Here is a 17,389-nt window from a genome sequence, read left to right on the forward strand (position 1 = left end):
GTGGGAGCGGGGGAAGGTCAGCGTCCCTGGCAGGCGTCGACTCGCAGCCAGCGTTCCAGCAGCTTGAAGCCGCGTACCAGGACGTAGGCCATCACCAGGTAGAACAGCCCGGCGGCGAAGAAGATCTCCACCGGCAGGTAGGTGCGGGCAATGATGGTGCGTGCCATGCCGGTCAGTTCCAGCAGGGTTACGGTGCTGGCCAGGGCACTGGCCTTGAGCATCAGGATCACTTCGTTGCTGTAGGCCGGCAGGCCGATGCGCGCAGCGCGCGGCAGGATGATGTAGAACAGCGTCTTGGGTCGGGACATGCCCAGGGCCCGCGCGGCCTCGATTTCACCCGGCGGGATGGCCTGGATCGCACCGCGCAGGATCTCGGCGATGTAGGCCGCAGTGTGCAGGGTCATGGTCACAGTGGCGCACCAGAACGGATCGCGCAGATAAGGCCACAGTGCGCTTTCACGTACCGCATCGAACTGCGCCAGCCCGTAGTACACCAGGAACAGCTGCACCAGCAGCGGTGTGCCGCGGAAGAAGAAAATGTAGGCGTAGGGCAGGGCGCGCACGTACCACAGCCGTGATGAGCGGGCGATGCCCAGGGGGATCGCCAGCAGCAGGCCGGCGATGACCGCGATGGCCACCAGCTCCAGGGTCAGGGTTGCACCCTGAGCCAGCTTTGGCAGCCATTTGATGATCACTTCCCAGTTCATTGGGCGCTCCTTGCGAAGCCGCGAGCGGCGCGTTTTTCCAGGAAGTGCATGCCGGTCATGGCCAGCACGGTCAGGCCCAGGTACATGAAGGCGGCGACCATATAGAAGGTGAACGGCTGCTTGGAAACGGTCACGGCAATCTGCGAGTGACGCATGATTTCTTCCAGGCCGATCACCGACACCAGGGCGGTGTCCTTCATCAGGATCATGAACAGGTTGCCCAGGCCCGGCAGGGCGATGCGCCACATCTGCGGCATGATCAGCCGGGTGAAGATCCGCCATTTCGACAGGCCCAGGGCCATGCCGGCCTCGCGGTGGCCCTTGGGAATGGCCAGGATCGCGCCGCGGAACACTTCAGTGGCGTAGGCGCCGAAGCACAGGCCAAGGGCGATCACCCCGGCGGCGAAGGCATTGAGTTCAAGGTCGGGGTTGCCGAAGAACTCGCCCAGGGCACGCATCAGGTTGACCGTACCGAAGTAGATGAGCAGGACCCAGAGCAGCTCGGGAACGCCGCGCACCAGGGTCGAATAAGCGCCGCCAAGCCATTGCAACGGCTTGTACGGAGAAGTCTTGGCCAAGGCGCCGAGCAGACCGAGCACCAGTCCCAGGCATAACGCCGAGAGGGCCAGCTTGACGGTCATCAGCGCACCGGCGGCGAGCGCCGGGCCGAATCCGTAGAGATCGATATTCATGGGGTCTGGATGGCTTTGCTAAGGACCGGCGCCCAGGGGGCAGGCGCCGGTCAGGCAAGTCAGTATCAATAGATGCTGAACGGGAAGTACTTGTCGTTGATCTTCTTGTAAGTGCCGTCGGCCACGATTTCTTTCAGGGCGGCGTTCAGCTTCTCGCGCAGTGGATCTTTCTTGCGCACGGCAATCCCGATCTTGTCGCTTTCTTCAACCGGGTCGCCCTTGAACTCGTAAGGCTTGCCGGCTTCGCTTTTCAGCCACTCGTAGTTGACGTACTTGTCGGCCAGGATCGCGTCCAGGCGGCCGGAGGTCAGGTCCAGGTAGGCGTTTTCCTGGGTGTCGTAGAGCTTGATGGTGATGTCGTCACCCAGGTTGTCTTCCAGCCAGGTGCCGGCCAGGGTCGCCCGTTGCGCGCCGATGATCTTGCCCTTGAGCGAGGCCTTGTCGGTCTTGAAGTCGGTCTTGGCCTTGGGCGCGATGAACTGCAGCTTGTTGGAGTAGTACGGGTCGGTGAAGTCCACCGCCTGCTTGCGCTCGTCGGTGATCGACAGCGAGGAGATCAGGAAGTCGAACTTCTTCGCGTTCAGGGCCGGAATGATGCCGTCCCAGTCGGAAGTGACCACGGTGCATTCGACTTTCATCTTGGCGCACAGGGCGTCGCCGATGTCCTTGTCGAAGCCGACCACTTGGCCGCTGGCATCCTTGTTGTTGAACGGTGGGTAGGCGGCCTCGATGCCCATTTTCAGGGTCTCGGCGGCAGCGCTGGCGCTGAAAGCCAGAGTGACGGCAGCGGCCAGGAGGATCTTCTTATAGCTCTGCATGCGTGTAGCTCCGTTAGCGGTTGCTGGACATGAATTGTTTGCAGCGTGCCGAAAGCGGGTTCTCGAAGACCTGCTGTGGCGATCCCTGCTCTTCGATCAGGCCCTGGTGAAGGAATACCACTTCACTGGAGACCTGGCGGGCAAAGCTCATTTCATGGGTGACCAGCAGCATGGTACGGCCTTCGTCGGCCAGGGCGCGGATCACGTTGAGGACTTCCTGGACCATTTCCGGGTCCAGGGCCGAGGTCGGCTCGTCGAACAGGATGACTTTGGGTTGCATCGCCAGGGTGCGGGCGATGGCGGCGCGTTGCTGCTGGCCGCCAGACAGCTGGGCCGGGTAGGCGTGGCGTTTGTCGGCGATACCGACCTTGGCCAGCAGCGCTTCGGCCACTTCGATGGCCTCGGCCTTGCTCTGGCCCAGCACCCGGCGCGGTGCCTCGATGATGTTGTCGAGCACGCTCATGTGCGGCCAGAGATTGAAATTCTGGAAGACGAACCCGATTTCGCTGCGCAGGCGGTTGATCTGCTTGCCGTCGGCGGCCACCAGCTCGCCGTTTTTCGCGGCCTTGAGCTTGAGCTCTTCGCCGGCCACCAGGATCTGGCCCTGGTGCGGGTTTTCCAGCAGGTTGATGCAACGCAGGAAAGTGGACTTGCCGGAGCCGGAGGAACCCAGGATCGATATCACGTCACCGTCGCGTGCGGTCAGCGAGATACCTTTGAGTACCTCCTGAGTGCCGTAGCGTTTGTGCAAGTTGCGGATTTCAAGCGCGGGCGTGGCCTCAGCCATGTGCGGTCCTCATAGAGTTCATTGTGCTCCTGCTGTTGGCGGCCTTCCTGGCGAGGCGCCAAGCTAGCATAGGGTTCCAAGCGCAGCCAACAGCGCTACCGGAGGTAAACAGAGGGTATGTGGCAGGTTGTCGCATCAGCACAGAAGACTGTCGCCCCATCAACAACCGAACGCCCGTTTGAACCCTGAATTCGCCTGAAATCCGGTAGGTGTCGCGTAAAAAAAGGCGCGATGGTGCCAGCTTTGGCCGGGTGTTGGAAGGGTTAACGGGCCAAAGGTCATGGATCTGCTTCCTAATTGTGCATCACGCACTTTGGGGGTGTGTTTCTGGTGCGCTGTTTCGTCCTACAAAGTGAGTCGCCCGGTAACGAAGTGGCGAAATACCATTGTTCTCAATGACTTGGGATTTCCATCGGTCGGCTCGCCAACCCCTGTTGTCCGGGACTCTGTAACATTTTGGCGCAATTCTTGCGTACGAAATAAAGAACGCCCTGTTGAATTCTTTTTACGAGAACGAATGCAGACCGGGTGGAGTGACTCTTTTTTCGTTGCAAAGGTGCTTTTCATGAGCGGTACGCAACTCTCCAATGACCTCGAACAGGGGCTCAAACCACGGCATGTGACCATGCTGTCGATCGCCGGCGTTATCGGCGCGGGCCTCTTCGTCGGCTCCGGCCACGCCATTGCCGAGGCCGGTCCGGCCGTGCTGCTGGCTTACGCCGCCGCCGGCACCCTGGTGGTGCTGGTGATGCGCATGCTGGCGGAAATGGCCGTCGCCTCGCCGGACACCGGGTCGTTCTCGACCTACGCCGATCGCGCCATTGGCCACTGGGCCGGTTTCACCATCGGTTGGCTGTACTGGTGGTTCTGGGTGCTGGTGATCCCGCTGGAAGCCAACGCCGCTGCAACCATCCTGCATGCCTGGTTCCCCAACGTGGCGATCTGGGTCTTTACCCTGGTGATCACCCTGCTGCTGACCGCCACCAACCTGTTCAGCGTGAAGAACTACGGTGAATTCGAGTTCTGGTTCGCCCTGATCAAGGTGGTGGCCATCATCGGTTTCGTGATCCTCGGCCTCGCCGCCATCTGTGGCTTGCTGCCCAACAGCCAGGTCAGCGGCGTCTCGCACCTGGTGGACACCCAGGGCTTCATGCCCAATGGCATGGGCGCGGTGTTGGCCGCCATGCTGACCACCATGTTCTCCTTCATGGGTACCGAGATCGTCACCATCGCTGCGGCGGAATCCCACAACCCGGGCAAACAGATTTCCAAGGCCACCAATTCGGTGATCTGGCGGATTGGTCTGTTCTATCTGGTGTCGATCTTCATCGTCGTGGCCCTGGTGCCGTGGAACGACCCAAGCCTGGCCCAGGTTGGTTCCTACCAGACCGTGCTCGATCGCATGGGCATTCCCAACGCCAAGCTGATCGTCGATCTGGTGGTGCTGGTGGCGGTGACCAGTTGCCTGAACTCGGCGCTCTACACCGCCTCGCGCATGCTCTTCTCCCTGGGCAAGCGGGGCGATGCTCCAGCCGTCGCCAAGCGCACCAATGCCAGTGGCACGCCATATTGGGCGGTGATCCTGTCCACCGCTGCGGCCTTCCTTGCGGTGTTCGCCAACTATGTAGCGCCGGCTGCGGTGTTCGAGTTCCTCCTGGCCAGTTCCGGCGCCATCGCCTTGCTGGTGTACCTGGTGATTGCTGTATCGCAACTGCGCATGCGCCAGAAACGCATGGCCGCCGGCGAGAAGATCGCCTTTCGCATGTGGCTGTTCCCCGGCCTGACCTACGCGGTGATCGTGTTCATCGTCGCGATCCTGGGCATCATGCTGTTCCAGGAAGAGCATCGGGTGGAGATCCTCGCCACTGGCCTGCTCAGTGTCATCGTCATCGCTGCGGGCCTGTTGGTGGCCCGTCGGCGCAAGGCCGAGCGCAGTGGGGCTCTGGCGCTGAACTGACGGTTTGATTCACTGCTTGTGGAAAAAGGCTGCGCTCAGAGATGACCGCGGCCTTTTTCATGTCCGGATGCAAGGTGGCACGTCTGCTTGTGGCGGGCTGATGCTCAGTCGCGGTCTGGCGTCGGGGCGCTTTACGCTCGCAGGTCGCCTGCTGATAATCCACCGCTCGGTCAGCTTGGGATGCAGCGATGAAGGGCTTGGACATGGATTTTGCCGAGTGGGAAAAGCTCGACCTTGAATGGCATCAGGGGTTTGCCTTTATGGAGGGGGCGCTGCTGGTGGAGGAGCGGGCCCGGGACGTGTACCTCATGCTGCAGCGTGAAGGGCGGGCGCCGGCTGAGCAGGCTTCTCAGGCCGCGGCCGAGCAATACCCGGTTTCCCCCCTGGTAGAGGGCGAACCGCTCTGGCGCCATCGTGTTCATCGGCACCTGCTGCGTGATGCCCGGGCCGATTACTATGCCTTGCCCCGTTACTTCGAACGTTACGGCTACCACCCGTTGCAGGCGTTGCCGATGCGTGTGTGTCGCGGGTTGCGAAGCCTGGGCCATGACCATTGGAGCGATCACCAGCGGGCCTACTTCTGTCACGACTATGGGCTGGCGCTGATCGAGGACGCACACCCCGAGCGTCTGGCGCTGCTGCACCCGGTGCCGGAGGACTGGCCTTCATCTGCGGTGCTGTTCAGTGACGGCGCCAAGGTCTTCCTGGGCGCACGGGCGATCGCCAGCGCCGAGGACCGGGTGCGTGGCACCAACCATCCGGCTTATCAGGTGATCAATGATCAGGTCTGCCGGGGCGGCGTGCCGCTGCACCAGAAGGACGGCTCGCCGTTGCCGATTGCCAATCCGGACGGTTTTCACATGCTGGCCCGGCGCTGGGGCACCGACGGGCATTCGGTGATCGTTCAGGCGCAGCAGGGCTCCAGCATTGCCTACGAGTATTTCTACCGCATCGACAAGGCCGATCTGGCGACGTTTTGTGTGCTCAATGAGCGCTACGCCAAGGACGCCCAACGGGCCTACTTCCTGACCGGGAAAACCCTGCGTTATGTCGGCGACTTTCGCTTGCTGAACCGCGTTGAGTCGGTGTTCGATGCTGCGGGGCGAGTCTTGAGTCGCAGTGAAACGCCGGACCCGTACGTGGCCGTGGACGACCAGTTTGTCTACTGCAATGGCACCCGCTTGCGCGGGGCCCATGCTCCGAGTTTTCGCCACCTGGGGTTTCATTACTACGCCGACGAGCAGCGCGCCTATCTGTTCAACAAGCCGCTGGACGTGGATGTGCAGAGTTTTGTGGTGGCCCGGCTGGAGCGCGGTGAGTACAACCATTCACCGGTACTGGTGGGCGACAAGCACGGCCCTCTCGGTTCGGCTGGGGTGATTGATGACGGGATGCTGCAGGAGTGGGCCGCGTTCTTCGAGGCTCACCCGCAGTTGCAGGGCTACTGGTGGCACCGTTTGCAAAAGCCCTGTGAGCCAGCGGCGACAATGCCCGTCCTGCGCTCCATCGGCTTGGGGTTTGAGCTGGGGCACCAGGTGCACTTTCATGGTCGCGCTATCAATGGTCTGGATGCCGGCAGTTTCAAGCTGCTGGACACACACCTGTGCGGTGATGCCAACGGCTTGTACCTGATCCCCTTTCATCGTGCCGAGACCCAGGTGCCGGAGCGATTTTCTTCAGCCTCCGTCGACCAGTACCGTGCCCTGGGTGGGCCCTACCTGACCGATGGCCAGACGGTTTTTTGCCACAGGGTCTTTTATCAGGCGCCTGAGCCGCTGGGTAAGGCGGATCTGGCCAGCTTCGAGTCTTGTGGGCATGGCTGGGCCAGGGATAAGGGCGCGGTGTACTACTACAGCGAAAGAAAAAGGAACCTCGACCCGGCCCACACGCGCTTCATGGGCAGCTACGCCTTCAGCGCGACGCAGATGTTTTCTGCCGGCAAGGCGCTGGAGGTGGAGTTCAGCCCGGAAGAAGTGAGGGTTCCTCATCCGGATTTCTTGCAGTTGGGCACGCGCAAGCTGTTCTGTGGCCGGCGCCCAGTGAGTGCCAAGCGCATCGACCTGGCCAGCCTGGAGTTTCTCGCGGACCGCTATGCACGGGACAAACAGCGTTTTTACCAGTACGACGGCTACGCGACGCTCAGCGAAATCAGCGCTGAGCAGTATTGCCAGGCAACGACGAAGGACCTGGCCGAGGACCCTGAACATTTGGCTGTTTGAACGGTAAAAAGGCTGCTGTCAGCATTGACGGCGGATTTTTTATCGGATCTGTGACTTGTTACATGGCGTTTCATGGACAGCCCGCTGGCGAAATAGTAGCCTGCGCGCTCTTCGATAAGAGCTCTTGCGTGCCAGCGTGAGAGGAGCTAGGGAATAGCGCTGTATTGCAAGGGATTGAATGCTTGTCGGGGCTCTGAATCCGCCTTTCGTCTCTCTCCCCTGATCCATTTGCGTCGGCCCATGCTCCTGATTGTCCGCACTTGCCCCTGGCATGGCTGACGGTCCCGGCTCGAAGAACGAGCATTCAGGGTTCAATGGTGATCGCCCGGCCATTGCTCTCTTAAAGAAAGGGCGGCAAGGAGACGCGCATGGCGTTCACTAAAATCATCTTCAAAAACCCGAACACCGGAGCCATCAAGGAAGCGCCAGTTGGTTTCTCCTGGACCGTGTTCTTCTTCGGCTTCATCCCGGCACTGTTCCGCGCCGACTGGAAATGGGCCGCCATCATGTTCCTGCTGGCCATGTTCACTTTCGGCCTGAGCAACCTGGTGTTCATGTTCATGTACAACAAGCTGTATGTACGCGACCTGATCGGCTCGGGCTTCAAGGCCCAGTCCATCGCCAGCGGCGACCTGAACTTCGCCAGCTCGCGCATCGGCATGGAAATCCCTCGGCTGGAAGCGGCCTGAGCATCACGCCAGGCGGTTTAGCTGAAACGGAAAAGGGCGCATTCATTGCTGAATGCGCCCTTTTTCATGCCCGAATGAAACTCAGCCTTCGGTGCTGAACAGTGCCTGGGATGCGGCCATGTAGTCGGCCTGGAAGGCCTCGGACTCGATCCAGGCCAGGGCCGTGGCCTCGTCGGCCTCGGTGGACCAGTTACGGTATTCGATCAGGGCCGCCAAGATGAAATCCGTGGCGCCCTGTTCGCCCTCCTGCTCGTAGACCAGCTCCAGCAGCGGGTCCGAGAGGAACACCGTGCACAGCGCTTGCTGGCTGGTTTTCTCAGCGTCACGCATTTTCACGAACAGCTCGGTCAGGTCTACCGATTCGAAGTCGATGCGGCTGTCGTTGGGGTCCAGTTCCAGCTCCGAGGTGGGGGCTGTGCGCTTGGCGCGGTTTTGCTTGGCCTTGGCCTTTGCCCGGGCGGCACGTTTGTGTTGTTTGTCGATCGATGCCATGGGCGTCTTACCTTGTTGCACAAAGGGGGCGGCGCTCGCGGATATCAGGCGAGCGGCCAGTCAGGCGGGAGAGGATGCCAGCAAATCACCGCGCTGGCACCCGCCATGGTCTCTTGGCGGGCACCGCCGATCCTGTATGAGCCGCGGGCTATTGCAGCGGTGCGCCTTTGCCGAAGGTTTTTTGCAGTCTTTTCCCACTGCTTGGGAATCTGATTTCATTTGCCGGGAAAGTCCATGCACCATGGCTGCAAGAGGCCGCTATGCACTACCACACGCCCACTGACCGTCTGCTGCAAATACTCGTGGCCCTGGGGCAATCCCCGGAGGCCATGTCCGCCAAGGAGCTGTCGCTGAGCTTGCAGCAGCCCTTGAGCAGTACCTATCGCCATCTCAAGACCCTGTTGCGTTGGGGGCTGGCCCAGGACAATGGCCAGGGCCGCTACCTGCCCGGGCCTGCTTGCCTGCAACTGGCGAAGAAGTTCGACCGCGAAGGCCTGCTGGTGACCCTGGCCAAACCGGAGCTCAACCGCCTGGCCGAGCTCAGCCAGGAAAGCGTCGCGCTGATGGTGCCCAGCAACGGGCAGGCGATCTGTATTGAACTGGTGGACAGCCCGCAGCCCCTGCGCTGCTGCTACCAGAAGGGCCTGGCGCAGCCGCTGCTGCTGGGCGCCTCGGCCAAGGTGTTGCTGGCCTACATGGAGCCTGAGCTGTGCTTGTCGATCCTGCGCCAGCGGGGCGTCGAGGAAGCGGATGTGGCCACGTACCTGGAAAGCTACGCGACGATTCGCGCAGCCGGGCATGCCGTGAGCCTGAGCGAGATCGACCACGGCATCTGGGGTGTCAGCGCGCCCTTGCTCGATAGCCGTGACCGCCTGCAAGGCGCCATCAGCCTCATGGCTCCGGCGTTCCGCGCCGAACAGCGCAGTGAGCGGCTGATCCGCTGGACCTGCGAAGCCGCTCAGCGTCTGAGTGCTCGACTGGATTGAATTGACTGGAGCAAGACCATGATCACTACCGCCCCCATGCACCTCTGGCAGGGTCGTATCGACCTGGCCGAAGGCCTGGCCGCCCGGCGCTGGCACCAGTGGGTACAACCCTGGAGTGAACAGCAGTCGGCGGGTGTTGCCTTGCTCGGGTTGGCCTGTGACGAAGGGGTCAAGCGCAACCAGGGGCGTACCGGTGCCAGCCAGGGCCCGGCGGCCTTGCGCGCGGCCCTGGCCAATCTGGCCTGGCACGGCCAAGGCCCGCTGTATGACGCCGGGGACGTGGCCTGTAACGGCCACCATCTGGAAAGCGCCCAGCAGCTCTACGCCAATCGCCTCGGCCAGTTGCTCGAACAGGGGCACTTGGCCCTGGGCCTGGGTGGTGGTCATGAAATCGCCTTTGCCAGCTTCAGTGGCCTGGCCGATTACCTGCGCCGCCAACAGCCCTGTCCGCGGATCGGCATCCTCAATTTCGATGCTCACTTCGACCTGCGTCATGCACCGCAAAGCAGTTCCGGCACGCCGTTCCGGCAGATCGCCGAGTATTGCCGACAGGCCGGCATGCCCTTCGAGTATTGCTGCCTGGGGGTCAGCGAGTTGAGCAATACCCAGGCGCTGTTCGAACAAGCCCGGGAGCTCAATGTGCGCTACCTGCTGGACCGGCAGATGCAGGGCTGGAACCTGCCGGCAATCGAGGCCTGCCTCGACGCTTTTCTCGATGGTATCGACGTGCTGTACATGACCATTTGCCTGGATGTGCTGCCAGCCAGCCAGGCTCCCGGCGTCAGTGCACCCTCGGCCCACGGAGTGGACGTGCAAGTGGTCGAGCACCTGGTACGCCGCGCTCGGGCCAGCGGCAAATTGCGCGTAGCCGACATTGCCGAACTCAATCCCGGGCTCGACCAGGACCAGCGCACCGCCCGCGTGGCCGCGCGCCTATTGGCCAGCCTGATTCACTGAGGGGCACGCCCCTCGCCGCGCAACACCACAATGACAAGAAGAGATGTTTGCCATGCCGACTTTTGAATTGGACGCGCTGACCACCCTGGCGCTGGCCCTGATCCTGCTGGGGGTGGGAGCCCAGCTGAAGAAACGCAGCCGCTGGCTGACCCAGCTCTGTGTCCCGGCGCCGGTGATCGGCGGTTTCGGCTTTGCCCTGATCGTCTGGCTGCTGCGCGACCAGCAACTGCTGGCGATCAAGCTCGACACCGCGATCCAGACGCCCCTGATGGTGGCGTTCTTCACCACCGTGGGTCTGGGGGGCAGCCTCGGCCTGTTGCGTCGTGGCGGCAAGATCCTGTTCGTCTACCTGGGGGCTTGCTGGTCCCTGGCGCTGCTGCAGAACCTGGTGGGTGTCGGTGCGGCCAAGGCGCTGGGCATCGATCCGCTGCTGGGCATCATGGCCGGTGCGGTGTCCCTGGAGGGCGGCTTTGGCGCGGCGGCGGCCTTTGGTCCCATCGCGGAAAACCTCGGGGCGGTGGGCGCCACCACGGCGGCCCTGGCTTCGGCCACCTTCGGCATGGTTGCCGGTGGCCTGCTGGGCAGCCCGCTGGCGCGCTGGCTGATCGAGCGCAACCGCCTGCAGATCCAGGCCGATCAGGTCAGCACTTTGCAGCACCTGGAAAGCGCCGCCCAGGGCTCGGTGGCGCCTCTGGATGCGCCGACCTTGCTGCGCCTGCTGACCTGCGTCCTGCTGATCATGGTGCTGGGCTTCTGGATCGGCAGCGCATTGAACGAACACCTGGGCATTGTGCTGCCGAGCTACGTGGGGGCGATGTTCGTGGCGATCATCCTGCGCAACCTCAATGACCGGGCGCGAATCATCGACATCCCCGACAGCGCAGTGAACACCCTGGGCGACGTATGCCTGGGGGTGTTCCTGACCATGGCCATGATGAGCCTGAAGTTCTGGGAGCTGGAACAGCTCGGCCTGCCGCTGCTGGTGATCCTGGTGGTGCAGGTGCTGGTGATGGTGCTGCTGTGTGTGTTCCTGCTGTTTCGCCTGTTCGGCGGCAACTACGACGCCGCGGTGCTGTGTGCCGGCTTCATGGGGCACGGCCTGGGCGCTACGCCCAATGCGGTGGCCAACATGGGCGCGATCTGTGATCACTACAAGGTCTTTTCCTTCAAGGCCTTCATCATCGTGCCGCTGTGCGGTGCGGTGTTGATCGACATCGTGGCGATCCCGCTGATCACCTGGTTCATCAACGCCTTTGCCTGATCAGCGCTCCAGCATCAGCTGTTGCCCGGGGCTGTTCGGGGCCAGGCTGGCGTGCTGCAGCCAGTGCAGCAGCAGCGGCCAGAGCCGGCTTTCGAAGCGGCTGTGGAAGAAGGCGAAATGGCCGATCTCGGCCTCGCCGATGTCCTCGGGGTGAAGGCGCAGATGTGTACGTGGGCTGTTGCTGAAGTAGCCCAGTAGCCGCTCGATGGCCGTCACGGTGCCAAAGGGGTCGTCGCTGACACTGATGGCGAGGATCGGGGCGCTGACCTGGGCGAAGGGCTGCCCACTACGCTTTGCGGCCAGCCTGCGGCCGCTGGGGCGGCCTTCGTAGCGTGGGTGCGGGGTGGCCCAGTCGCGGACCACCCCAGAAGGTGTGTCCTCCATCCAGCCCAGGCGCTTGCCGGGGAAGTAGCCGTAGAGGCCCGTCAGCAGGGGCATCAACACATGCCATTTGCCCAGCATGCGCCAGCGCAGCCGGGGCTCGTAGTCACGCCAGTAGGCGAATTGCGCGCCCATGGTGGCCACGCGACGGATCACCCCGGCGGAGGCGGCCAGGCCCACGGCGCAGCCGCCGAAGCTGTGGCCCACCACATCGATCGGCTGTCCGGGAAACTCGCGCTGGGCCCGTTGCAGCATGGCTTCGAAATCCAGTGCGCCCCAATCCGACCAGGATGCCTTGAACCCCTTGAGCGAGCCCCGACGCGACTCGCCGATGCCGCGATAGTCATAGGTCATCACGTCGAAGCCGTTGGCGAACAGGTAGTCGGCGAAACGAAAGTAGTAGCGGCAGCGCACCGAGGTCGCGGCGTTGATGATTACCACCGGCCGTGCCGGATCAGCTAATGGGTGGCGCCAAGTGAAGCCGCCAAGGAGAACGCCATCCGCCGCCGGTTCGCTGAAGGTTGCGCTGGGGCCTGGATCTGCACCTGAATCTGGACCGGCAGCGGCGGGGCGGGTGGCAGGTAGTTCGGGGGAGGACAGCAGGGACATGGGCGGTTGTTCCTGGGCGGCTGGTGTGGAGTGGGCAAGCCATCTCGCTCAGCGACGAAGTTGTTGTGCGTTCATTAATACCCGGCCCATCCGGGGTGCGGCAACTGCCAGCGCGTCCGCTAGTTGGGGGATGCCTGGTTGCCGGCGACTTTACTCCCGTGCCGGCCCGTGAGAATAATCCGAGCCCCGGCCACGGCCGGGCACCTGACCCCGATGGAGCGTTGAGCATGGAAGTGAAGCAGCAAATGGCCCCGGAACAATGCCAGGGCATGGAAGATATCCGCCGGGAAATCGACACCCTGGATCGGGCGGTAATCGCGCTGCTGGGTGCGCGTTTCAAGTACGTGCTGGCCGCGTCGAAGTTCAAGACCTCGGCGGCCACGGTGCGGGCCGAAGAGCGCTTCAAGGCGATGCTCGCCACCCGCCGCGAATGGGCCGAGGCCGAAGGCCTGAGCGCGGATGCCATCGAGAAGCTGTACAGCGATCTGGTGCAGCATTTTATCGCCGAGGAGATGAAGCATTGGCAGGCGGCGCAGGCGCTTGCCTGAAGTTGCTTGCCGACGTTCGGCGTTGATCGGACTCTGCGGCAGAGGGCAGGCCCTCTGCGTTGATCGGCGTCGCCGCCGGTAGACTGGCGGCCTTTTCTCGAACGATCAGGAACGACAACCATGCAACTTCGCTCATGGACAGGGCTGGCGCTGGCAGCGCTTTTGGCTGCGACCGTGCAGGCACAGGCGAGCGAGCCTTCCTCGGTGTATCTGCGTTGCAGTATGACGCCCGAGCAATACGCCCAAGCCATGGCTGCGCCGCCACGCCCGGCGATTTCCTACAGCGATTGGCAGAGGTGGTTCGACAGCAAGGACATGTACGGCTCGGCCCGGGTCGATGCCGAGTGGTTGCAGGATTCCGGTGCGCGCAGCCTGCAGGAAGTGGTGCAAATGTGGACGGGCACTGGCGGCTCCTCCCAATACGATCCGCAGACCGGTCGCTGGCAGTTCGCCCTGCTGGAGTTCACCGACAACTATGGCGAGATGATCCAACTGCTGGCGCCGCTGCGCAGCGTCGCCCCTTACTGCCAGCCCGGCTCCGACAGTTTCCTGCTGATCTACTCCTACATTTGGGGCGATGGCGACAACGCCTACCTGGCCCTCAACAAGCAGCGCAGTCAATTTGCCGTCAAACCCACCCAGGCACAACGCGTCGAGGCCGATGCGGCGCTCAAGGTGTTGATGGATGCCGGTTCGCAGTGAAGTGGTTGGGCGGCTGAAGTGCTGCAGCGCCCTCTTTGGGGTTGGTTTGAGCGCGGGCGGGCCGGTTACTTTCAGTCACCAGGTGAGGGCTTGCGCTGATCGGACCTGCTCTTTACTCTGCGCCGGTCGCTGCCAAATCAGCGGCCGGGCGTAGGAACCCGATCATAAGATGCGTACCAGCACCCAGCGCTCTGGGTGCTGTTTGCTGCCTATGCGTTATGGCGGCTGTACGCGGGCACGCTTCGGCGTGGCCGGATCTTGTGACCGGTTCCTACCCCCGCGTGCAGCTGCCACCTGGCCGGTAGGAAGTTGGGTGGTAGCTCCTCATACACAAGGAGTTTCACCAATGAACGGATATATCCCTCTTCACCACACGCCAGCGGACAACCCCGTCCTGCTGATCAATCCCCATGCGCCCCTGGTCGATCTCCTGGCCTGCGCCGATCAGCGCATACGTGCCCTTCACAAACTGATGAACAGCCTATCCTGCATGACCGCGCAAACGGCTGACGCCAGCGACTTGTTCCAGATCGCCGACATCGCCTCGCTGCTGCTCGGTGATGGCGTGGCCCTGCTCGATGTGGCCCAGGGGCAGGCGATGGAGCGGGCGGATAAGGCCTTCTGATCGGCGGATGCAGGTAATGCGTAAAGGCGGCCAGGATCGATAGAGTTCTGGCTGCCTTCAAACTGGCCTGAGAGCATCTGAGGCGCTTATGAACTTCTGGGAAGCGTTTGGTCAGTTTGCGCCAGTAGGCGTTCTTCGATCCTGGCTCGCTCGCGGTCCAGTTCATCGCGCAGTTGCTCTTCGCTGGGCAGTATCAGCTTGTACTTGCTGGCAAACAGTTGTTCATGCCCGTGCAGCACGGAATAACGAACCACGGATTCGTCCTTTTGTGTGCACAGAATGATGCCCACTGTAGGTCCGTCGTCCGCCCCGCGCTTGAGTTCATCGTAAAGGCGCACGTACATATCCATCTGGCCAATATCCTGATGGCTGAGTTCGCCACGCTTGAGATCGAAGACCACGAAACATTTGAGCAGGTAGTTGTAGAACACCAGATCGAGGTAGAAGTCTTTGCTCTCGGTGCTGATGCGCTGTTGGCGAGCAACAAAGGCGAAGCCCTTGCCCAGTTCAAGCAGGAAGGCTTGCAACTGATTGATCAGCGCCTGCTCCAGATCGTTCTCCAGCAGGCTGGCGGCGTTGGGTACCCCAAGAAACTCCAGCAGTACCGGATCGCGGACAAACTCTCTGGGAGTCTTGCCCAGGGCTTGAATCTTGATGGCCGCCTCTTGCTCGACGGGTGCGCGATCCTGGCTACTCAGGAGGCGTTCGTAATAGAGCGTGCCGATCTGGCGTTCCAGGGCTCGGGTTGACCAGCCCTGTGTCGCGGCTTCATGCATGTACCACTGGCGAGCGTGCTGGCTTTCGACCCTTAGCAGCAAGCGATAGTGGGTCCAGCTCAATTCGCGACGCAGTGCGTCGCATTTTTCGAAGCTCAGGAAAAATCCCCGCATATGCCGCAAGTTGGTAGCGTCGAAGCCTTTGCCAAACTCTGCGCTCAGTACTTTTGCCAGCTCTGGCAGCAGTCGCTTTCCATAGGCTGCCCGCTCGGCACCCCCTTGCTCGAACTCTACGATATGCCGGCCAATCTGCCAGCAGGTTTGTACCTGTAACGTATCGACAGCGCGTAGTGCCTGTCGGCGCGATTGACGGATCAGCTCGCCGAGGCTGTCGATCAGCGGAAGAAGGTGGATGTCGGGATTGTTCCCCGTAATTGCCTGACTCATATGAACCTCCACGGAGGGCAGCCTGACGGATGGGCAAACTGAGGAGAGTGCCAGCAAGTCACGACTTGAGTTGGGTCATGGGGTATCGGGGTATTTCTGTCGGGGTGCAGTGCGCAATAGAAGCCTGGCAGCAAGCCGCAATTATTCGTTCAAGATTTATTTTGCTTCTGGCTGATGTTGATCTGCTCGCTGGCGTCATGGCGCTTCAAGCGGTGCCGGTATGAACCCTTGCTCTCGAAGCGCCTTGATCATTCCTCTGATGAGGTAGCTGTTGGAGAAACCGATGGTGTACTGCCGGGCGTTGGTGCTGATGGGTAACAGCATCCCCTGGTCCACCAGTTTCTTTATTTGATAGGTCCTTTGCCCGGCAGTCAGCTTGGGTAGCGCCTGAGCGATGTCGCTCGATTTAACAACACCTGACTTGATCGCTGTGGTCAGTACCGTTTCCTCCGCTGCAGTGATCCATTGTCGATCCCGAGCAAAGGTAATGGCGGGAGCCAGGATGTGCCGGGTCAGGTAGCGATAGTCGGTGAGGCGGTTGACCTTTTCCAGATCGTCCCTAATGCCCTCTAGAGCATAGGTACACCAGGTCTCCAGCCCGGCCTTGGTTCCTTGGTCCGCGGTGGCGAGCATGGCGTAGTAACGTTCCCGATCGTTGAAGAAAACAGCGGTAGGGTTGAGTACGCGGCCACCCGTATCGACGTTGAAGCCATATTTCATCAGCTGTGCGTAAGTCAGGAGGCGCACCACGCGACCATTGCCGTTGCCAAAGGGGTGAATCCAGCCAAACCGGTGATGGGTCAAGGCCACTTTCATCAAGTCGTATTTGGGCAGGTCCTCCCGATTGACGAACTCCACCAGCTCTTGCATGTAGCTGGGCACCATCAGGGCATCAGGAGGTAGGTGGGCGGCCTGAGCGATCTGCACTGCGCCCTGGCGATAAGCTCCAGGCGTCTTATCGCCCTCTCGCTCCAGGTCCTGGACGGTCATCGCGTGCAGCTCTCTGATGGTGAGCTCGGTAATCGGTGTTCCCGGGCCAATGGTTTGCTCGATGTAGTCCAAGGCTTTTTCGATCTTCGCCACTTCGCGTAGCTGATCGGTGTCCTCGGCTGTGCCTTCAACCTTGCTCTCGATGTAGTCGGCAAGTGTTGTGTGGTTGCCTTCGATGCGCGCCGAACCCAGGCTTTCCAGGATGTGGAAGATCGTTTTCAGCTGATAGAAGATCGCAGGAGGCGTATCGCCTTCCAATCGCAAGCGCCGAAGGTGCTCAAGCTCGCTGAGCACGTCCACCAGATTGGAGTCGAAGGACGGGTTTAGCAGCTCAAGATCGTGATGGAAGAATGCAGGCATTGTGCAAACATCTCGAAAGCCGAAAAAATTATCTATGATTTTTTTGCTGTAAGCCTTGTTCTATAGGGGTTTTGGTCGAATATCAAAAGATGATTATCTCAAGATGGTTTTTCATTTAAGTGGATGTTTGAGAAAAGCTGAGGCGAGATGCGCTGTATTGGCGGCGTGATGGTCGCGCAGTGGCTTGGTTGTGCAGAAAAGAAAGCGGGGGGATCGCGCGGGGAGCGGGAAGGGTCAAATTCCAGGCAACAAAAAACCCGCACTAGGCGGGTTTCTTGGTTGCTTTCACGTGATGTAAACACCACCTGAAAGCTGAAGGTGGTGCCCAGAGACGGAATCGAACCGCCGACACGGGGATTTTCAATCCCCTGCTCTACCGACTGAGCTATCTGGGCAACGGGGCGCATTAAACGGGTTTTTCAGGGGGGCGTCAAGCAAGTTTTGAA

Annotated in this window: 17 protein-coding genes and 1 tRNA gene; 9 read left to right on the top strand and 9 right to left on the bottom strand. The window is 61.4% G+C overall.

The features are described from left to right. Positions 1 to 17: 17 nt before the first annotated feature. The 4 genes from KHO49_RS02720 to KHO49_RS02735 form a co-directional block, all read right to left on the bottom strand. On the bottom strand, positions 18 to 707 hold the full coding sequence (locus KHO49_RS02720; protein ID WP_016963588.1) for an ABC transporter permease: 690 nt from the start codon (positions 705 to 707) through the stop codon (positions 18 to 20). Further along, on the bottom strand, positions 704 to 1,399 hold the full coding sequence (locus KHO49_RS02725; RefSeq protein ID WP_016963587.1) for an ABC transporter permease: 696 nt from the start codon (positions 1,397 to 1,399) through the stop codon (positions 704 to 706). Before KHO49_RS02725 ends, KHO49_RS02720 begins: the two co-directional genes overlap by 4 nt. A 65-nt stretch (positions 1,400 to 1,464) precedes the next feature. Then, complete coding sequence (locus KHO49_RS02730; protein WP_102882144.1) at positions 1,465 to 2,217, bottom strand: ABC transporter substrate-binding protein; 753 nt, start codon at positions 2,215 to 2,217, stop codon at positions 1,465 to 1,467. Between the two features lie 13 nt (positions 2,218 to 2,230). Further along, entirely contained in the window at positions 2,231 to 3,004 is a 774-nt protein-coding gene (locus tag KHO49_RS02735; RefSeq protein WP_102862716.1) for an ABC transporter ATP-binding protein, read from the bottom strand. Positions 3,005 to 3,569: 565 nt separating this feature from the next. On the opposite strand from KHO49_RS02735, the gene gabP reads away from it, so the two are divergent. The 3 genes from gabP (at position 3,570) to KHO49_RS02750 (ending at position 7,869) form a co-directional block, all read left to right on the top strand. Continuing rightward, positions 3,570 to 4,961 carry a GABA permease gene (gene gabP, locus KHO49_RS02740; RefSeq protein ID WP_102882143.1) on the top strand — a complete coding sequence of 464 codons (1,392 nt, stop codon included), beginning with the start codon at positions 3,570 to 3,572 and terminating at the stop codon, positions 4,959 to 4,961. Between the two features lie 188 nt (positions 4,962 to 5,149). Next, positions 5,150 to 7,180, top strand: coding sequence for a DKNYY domain-containing protein (locus KHO49_RS02745; RefSeq protein WP_213664579.1), 2,031 nt, complete (start codon positions 5,150 to 5,152; stop codon positions 7,178 to 7,180). Between the two features lie 368 nt (positions 7,181 to 7,548). Then, positions 7,549 to 7,869 carry a hypothetical protein gene (locus tag KHO49_RS02750; RefSeq protein WP_102862719.1) on the top strand — a complete coding sequence of 107 codons (321 nt, stop codon included), beginning with the start codon at positions 7,549 to 7,551 and terminating at the stop codon, positions 7,867 to 7,869. 81 nt (positions 7,870 to 7,950) lie between these two features. Here the strand turns inward: KHO49_RS02750 and KHO49_RS02755 are convergent, their stop codons facing one another. Next, complete coding sequence (locus tag KHO49_RS02755) at positions 7,951 to 8,361, bottom strand: hypothetical protein (protein WP_213664580.1); 411 nt, start codon at positions 8,359 to 8,361, stop codon at positions 7,951 to 7,953. Between the two features lie 260 nt (positions 8,362 to 8,621). Here KHO49_RS02755 and KHO49_RS02760 point away from each other — a divergent pair, with 260 nt between their 5' ends. The 3 genes from KHO49_RS02760 to gltS are packed head-to-tail and all read left to right on the top strand — an operon-like array spanning position 8,622 to position 11,565. Continuing rightward, positions 8,622 to 9,347 carry an IclR family transcriptional regulator gene (locus tag KHO49_RS02760; protein WP_213664581.1) on the top strand — a complete coding sequence of 242 codons (726 nt, stop codon included), beginning with the start codon at positions 8,622 to 8,624 and terminating at the stop codon, positions 9,345 to 9,347. An 18-nt stretch (positions 9,348 to 9,365) separates the two neighbouring features. Further along, the gene (hutG, locus tag KHO49_RS02765; RefSeq protein WP_110651085.1) at positions 9,366 to 10,304 is read left to right on the top strand and encodes a formimidoylglutamase; all 939 of its coding nucleotides are present in this window, start codon (positions 9,366 to 9,368) and stop codon (positions 10,302 to 10,304) included. Positions 10,305 to 10,356: 52 nt separating this feature from the next. Then, on the top strand, positions 10,357 to 11,565 hold the full coding sequence (gltS, locus tag KHO49_RS02770; protein ID WP_110595515.1) for a sodium/glutamate symporter: 1,209 nt from the start codon (positions 10,357 to 10,359) through the stop codon (positions 11,563 to 11,565). Here gltS and KHO49_RS02775 read toward each other — a convergent pair whose 3' ends face one another. After that, on the bottom strand, positions 11,566 to 12,555 hold the full coding sequence (locus KHO49_RS02775; protein ID WP_213664582.1) for an alpha/beta hydrolase family protein: 990 nt from the start codon (positions 12,553 to 12,555) through the stop codon (positions 11,566 to 11,568). 227 nt (positions 12,556 to 12,782) lie between these two features. Here KHO49_RS02775 and KHO49_RS02780 point away from each other — a divergent pair, with 227 nt between their 5' ends. The 3 genes from KHO49_RS02780 to KHO49_RS02790 all read left to right on the top strand — a co-directional run bounded on the left by KHO49_RS02780 (position 12,783) and on the right by KHO49_RS02790 (position 14,430). Continuing rightward, on the top strand, positions 12,783 to 13,103 hold the full coding sequence (locus KHO49_RS02780; protein WP_123391653.1) for an isochorismate lyase: 321 nt from the start codon (positions 12,783 to 12,785) through the stop codon (positions 13,101 to 13,103). 120 nt (positions 13,104 to 13,223) lie between these two features. Then, positions 13,224 to 13,805, top strand: a complete 582-nt coding sequence (locus KHO49_RS02785; RefSeq protein ID WP_213664583.1) for a hypothetical protein — start codon at positions 13,224 to 13,226, stop codon at positions 13,803 to 13,805. A 346-nt stretch (positions 13,806 to 14,151) separates the two neighbouring features. Further along, positions 14,152 to 14,430 carry a hypothetical protein gene (locus KHO49_RS02790; protein ID WP_102882205.1) on the top strand — a complete coding sequence of 93 codons (279 nt, stop codon included), beginning with the start codon at positions 14,152 to 14,154 and terminating at the stop codon, positions 14,428 to 14,430. Positions 14,431 to 14,516: 86 nt separating this feature from the next. On the opposite strand, the gene KHO49_RS02795 is transcribed toward KHO49_RS02790, so the two are convergent. From KHO49_RS02795 to KHO49_RS02805, 3 genes are all read right to left on the bottom strand, one after another. Next, positions 14,517 to 15,593, bottom strand: coding sequence for a PDDEXK nuclease domain-containing protein (locus KHO49_RS02795; protein ID WP_110651079.1), 1,077 nt, complete (start codon positions 15,591 to 15,593; stop codon positions 14,517 to 14,519). A 195-nt stretch (positions 15,594 to 15,788) separates the two neighbouring features. Continuing rightward, the gene (locus KHO49_RS02800) at positions 15,789 to 16,943 is read right to left on the bottom strand and encodes a Fic family protein (protein ID WP_213664584.1); all 1,155 of its coding nucleotides are present in this window, start codon (positions 16,941 to 16,943) and stop codon (positions 15,789 to 15,791) included. Between the two features lie 319 nt (positions 16,944 to 17,262). After that, positions 17,263 to 17,338 (bottom strand) — tRNA-Phe (locus KHO49_RS02805). Positions 17,339 to 17,389: the final 51 nt, after the last annotated feature.

It is taken from the genome of Pseudomonas sp. RC4D1 (assembly GCF_018390395.1).
Classification (GTDB): Bacteria; Pseudomonadota; Gammaproteobacteria; order Pseudomonadales; family Pseudomonadaceae; genus Aquipseudomonas; species Aquipseudomonas danubii.

Bases quoted from the DNA above. Each gene is read 5' to 3' on its own strand.
- KHO49_RS02745 (WP_213664579.1), top strand. From the start codon at position 5,150: ATGAAGGGCTTGGACATGGATTTTGCCGAGTGGGAAAAGCTCGACCTT.
- KHO49_RS02750 (WP_102862719.1), top strand. From the start codon at position 7,549: ATGGCGTTCACTAAAATCATCTTCAAAAACCCGAACACCGGAGCCATC.
- KHO49_RS02760 (WP_213664581.1), top strand. From the start codon at position 8,622: ATGCACTACCACACGCCCACTGACCGTCTGCTGCAAATACTCGTGGCC.
- KHO49_RS02730 (WP_102882144.1), bottom strand. From the start codon at position 2,217: ATGCAGAGCTATAAGAAGATCCTCCTGGCCGCTGCCGTCACTCTGGCT.
- KHO49_RS02755 (WP_213664580.1), bottom strand. From the start codon at position 8,361: ATGGCATCGATCGACAAACAACACAAACGTGCCGCCCGGGCAAAGGCC.
- KHO49_RS02785 (WP_213664583.1), top strand. From the start codon at position 13,224: ATGCAACTTCGCTCATGGACAGGGCTGGCGCTGGCAGCGCTTTTGGCT.
- KHO49_RS02735 (WP_102862716.1), bottom strand. From the start codon at position 3,004: ATGGCTGAGGCCACGCCCGCGCTTGAAATCCGCAACTTGCACAAACGC.
- gltS (WP_110595515.1), top strand. From the start codon at position 10,357: ATGCCGACTTTTGAATTGGACGCGCTGACCACCCTGGCGCTGGCCCTG.
- hutG (WP_110651085.1), top strand. From the start codon at position 9,366: ATGATCACTACCGCCCCCATGCACCTCTGGCAGGGTCGTATCGACCTG.
- KHO49_RS02795 (WP_110651079.1), bottom strand. From the start codon at position 15,593: ATGAGTCAGGCAATTACGGGGAACAATCCCGACATCCACCTTCTTCCG.
- KHO49_RS02800 (WP_213664584.1), bottom strand. From the start codon at position 16,943: ATGCCTGCATTCTTCCATCACGATCTTGAGCTGCTAAACCCGTCCTTC.
- gabP (WP_102882143.1), top strand. From the start codon at position 3,570: ATGAGCGGTACGCAACTCTCCAATGACCTCGAACAGGGGCTCAAACCA.
- KHO49_RS02790 (WP_102882205.1), top strand. From the start codon at position 14,152: ATGAACGGATATATCCCTCTTCACCACACGCCAGCGGACAACCCCGTC.
- KHO49_RS02780 (WP_123391653.1), top strand. From the start codon at position 12,783: ATGGAAGTGAAGCAGCAAATGGCCCCGGAACAATGCCAGGGCATGGAA.
- KHO49_RS02720 (WP_016963588.1), bottom strand. From the start codon at position 707: ATGAACTGGGAAGTGATCATCAAATGGCTGCCAAAGCTGGCTCAGGGT.
- KHO49_RS02725 (WP_016963587.1), bottom strand. From the start codon at position 1,399: ATGAATATCGATCTCTACGGATTCGGCCCGGCGCTCGCCGCCGGTGCG.
- KHO49_RS02775 (WP_213664582.1), bottom strand. From the start codon at position 12,555: ATGTCCCTGCTGTCCTCCCCCGAACTACCTGCCACCCGCCCCGCCGCT.